The sequence below is a fragment of the Streptomyces sp. NPDC021356 genome (genome assembly GCF_040641015.1).
In the GTDB taxonomy this organism is placed as follows: Bacteria; Actinomycetota; Actinomycetes; order Streptomycetales; family Streptomycetaceae; genus Streptomyces.
In genome coordinates this window covers 1-3,397 of record NZ_JBFACU010000095.1, presented here as the reverse complement: position 1 = coordinate 3,397, position 3,397 = coordinate 1, and the positions used below count along the sequence as shown (strand labels likewise).

The 3,397-nt window shown below is 71.9% G+C and carries 3 protein-coding genes; all 3 read left to right on the top strand.

Translation table 11 applies throughout. The features are described 5' to 3' along the window. The coding region (locus AB0G56_RS42065; RefSeq protein ID WP_360981612.1) for a MarR family transcriptional regulator at positions 1-363 on the top strand (363 nt) is incomplete at its 5' end. Between the two features lie 48 nt (positions 364-411). After that, a complete protein-coding gene (locus AB0G56_RS42060; protein ID WP_360981609.1) occupies positions 412-2,982 on the top strand; it encodes an MFS transporter in 2,571 nt (856 codons plus the stop codon). Positions 2,983-3,086: 104 nt separating this feature from the next. Continuing rightward, the coding region (locus AB0G56_RS42055) for a carboxypeptidase-like regulatory domain-containing protein (RefSeq protein WP_360981606.1) at positions 3,087-3,397 on the top strand (311 nt) is incomplete at its 3' end.

Sequence of the window (3,397 nt, the reverse complement as noted above, 5' to 3'; positions counted from 1 at the left end):
CTGGGCCGTCACGGGGACATGCGCATGAGCAAGCTCGCCGAGCTGCTCGCCGTGGACCTGTCGGTGACCAGCCGCCATGTCGCGCACGTCGCCGCCCGCGGCTGGATCGACCGGCTGCCGGACCCCGCGGACAAGCGCTCGCGCATCCTGCGCCTGACGCCCGCCGGCCTCGACCGGCTCGACGACCTGTCCCGGCGGACCACGCACCTGCTGACGGAACGGCTGAGCGACTGGACCGACGACGAGGTCGGCCAGCTCATCCGGCTGATGACCCGGCTGCGCGACAGCTTCGGCGACTGCCGGTCCACCCCGGTCCGGCTCCCCGAGCCCATGGCCGAGCAGCCGTGGTCGAAGACGCCGTAATCGAAGAGACCACCCGTACACCCGCAAACACGTAAGCAAAGGAAGCCCATGGCAACGACCACACCAGCCGGTGTGCGGGCCCACGCCAGGCACGGGGGCGCGTCTCCGGACGGCGCTCCGATGACGCACCGGCAGATCATGGAGGCGCTCTCCGGGCTGCTGCTCGGCATGTTCGTGGCGATCCTGTCGTCCACGATCGTCTCCAACGCACTGCCGAAGATCATCGGTGACCTCGGCGGCGGCCAGTCGGCCTACACCTGGGTGGTCACCGCCGCCCTGCTGTCGATGACCGCCTCCACTCCCCTGTGGGGCAAGCTCGCCGACCTGTACAGCAAGAAGGCGCTCGTCCAGATAGCCCTGATCATCTACGTCGTGGCGTCGATGGCGGCCGGGCTCTCGCAGAACCCCGGCATGCTGATCGTCTGCCGCGTGATCCAGGGCATCGGCACCGGCGGTCTGTCCGCCCTGGCGCAGATCGTCATGGCCGCGATGATCTCCCCCCGCGAGCGTGGGCGTTACTCCGGCTACCTCGGCGCGACGTTCGCCGTCGCCACCGTCGGCGGTCCGCTCCTCGGCGGTGTCATCACCGACACCTCCTGGCTGGGCTGGCGCTGGTGCTTCTACGTCGGCGTGCCCTTCGCGGTCCTCGCGCTGATCGTCCTGCAGAAGACCCTGCACCTGCCCGTCGTCAAGCGGAACGTGAAGGTCGACTGGTCCGGCGCCACCCTGGTCGCCGCGGCCGTCTCGCTGCTGCTGATCTGGGTCACCTTCGCCGGTGACAAGTACGACTGGCTGTCCTGGCAGACCGCCGCCATGGTGGGCGGCTCGATCGTGCTCGCGCTGCTGTTCGTGCTGGTCGAGTCCAAGGCCACCGAGCCGATCATCCCGCTGCGGCTGTTCCGCAACCGCACGATCACGCTGGCGTCCCTCGCCTCGCTCTTCGTCGGTATCGCGATGTTCACCGGCACGGTGTTCTTCAGCCAGTACTTCCAGCTGGCCCGGGGCAAGACCCCGACCATGTCGGGTGTCCTGACCATCCCGATGATCGGCGGCCTGTTCGTCGCCTCCACCGTCTCCGGCCAGTTCATCACCCGCACCGGGCGCTGGAAGGCGTGGCTGGTCAGCGGTGGCGTCCTGGTGACCGCCGGCCTCGGCCTGCTGGGCACCATCCGGTACGACACGGCGTACTGGAAGATGGCGATCTTCATGGCCCTGCTGGGTCTCGGCATCGGCATGATGATGCAGAACCTGGTGCTGTGCACGCAGAACCAGGTCGACCCGAGCGACCTCGGTTCGGCCAGCTCCACGGTCACCTTCTTCCGTTCCCTCGGCGGTGCGGTCGGCGTCTCGGCGCTCGGTGCCGTGCTGGCCAACCGGATCACCCACTACGTCAAGGACGGCCTGGCCGCCCTCGACCCGAAGTACCAGGCCGCCATGGGCGGTTCCGGCTCCAGCAGCAGCATCCCGGACGTCGCCAAGCTCCCGGCGCCGCTGCGCACGGTCGTGGAGGGCGCCTACGGGCACGGCATCGCCGACATCTTCCTGATCGCCGGCGCCATGGCGGCCATCGCCTTCCTGATCACGCTGTTCATCAAGGAGGTCCCGCTGCGGACCCGCGGCGGCCTCGCGCAGGCCGCCGAGGGCGAGCCGGCGCCGGTGGACCCGGTGGCGGCCCCGGCCGTCGCCGAGGCCCAGGAGCAGGCCGCCGTCTCCGCCGCCGACCAGTTCTCGGCCGCCGCCGAGGACAAGGCGCCCAGCTGGGCGTCGGCCGCCTCCAGCACCGAGGCCGGCCCGGCGGGCACCCAGCGCCTCGCGGCCGTCGCCACGGTGGCTCCCGACGCCCAGGCCTCCGGTCCCGGCGGGGTCCCGGTGCGCGGCTTCGTCCGGGGCGCCGAGGGCGCGCCGGTGCCGCAGGCCGCGGTGACGCTGATCTCGCTGGCGGGCCGCCAGCTGGGCCGCTCGGTCGCGCAGGGCGACGGCGCCTACACGGTGGACGCGCCCACCGCGGGCTCCTACGTCCTGATCGCCTCCGCCGACGGCTTCCAGCCGCAGGCGTCCACCATCGTCGTCAACGACGAGCCGGTGGCGTACGACATCCTGCTCAGCGGCACCAGCGGACTGAGCGGTGTGGTGCGGGGCGCGGAGACCACGCTGCCGGTCAAGGACGCCATGGTGATCGTCACCGATGTGCGCGGCGACCTGCTGGCCACCGGGACCACCGGTGAGAACGGCGAGTTCTCCTTCGCCGAGCTGGTGCCGGGCGTGGTGACCGTCGCGGTGAACGCCGCCGGGTACCGGCCGCGGGCCCTGCCCGTCGAGGTGGGCGGCGCCGGTGTCACCCGCATCGAGGTCGACCTCGACTCCGGTGCGCAGCTCCAGGGTGTCGTCCGGGCGCCGCACGGTCCCCTCGCCGACGCCCGCGTGACGCTGGTCGACGCGGCGGGCAACGTGGTCGGCACCGCCACCACGGGTACGGACGGGGCGTACGCCTTCACCGACCTCAACAGCGGCGAGTACACCGTCATCGCGACGGGCTACCCGCCGGTGGCGACGGCCCTGACGGTCTCCGGCCGCGGCGTCGACGACCACGACATCAAGCTCGCCCACCCCGGCGAGTAGTTCGAACCCGGCCCGTGGCGGGGCGCGCTCCCCAGCGGAGGCGCCCCTGCCGCGGGCCGGTCACTTTCCGACCAGTTTGTCAGGCTTTTCAGGGAGAAAACGGGATGGGACTGACCGCGAGGATCCGCACCCGGGACGGATGGGCCGTGTCGCACGCGGTCGTCACGGTGACCGACATGACCGGCACGCAGGTGCTGCGCGCCGAGGCCGACCACGAGGGCGCCGTACGGGACACCACCGAGCTGGCGCCCGGGGCGTACACCGTCATCGTCACCGCCGTCGGGTACGCGCCCGCCGCGTCCAGCGCGATCGTGACCGCCAGCGGCCGGGCCGAGGTGGGCACGGTCACGCTGGCCCGCCAGGGCGGCAGCGAGCTGCCCCCGCCGGGGCCGTGGACCATCGACCCCGCGCACTC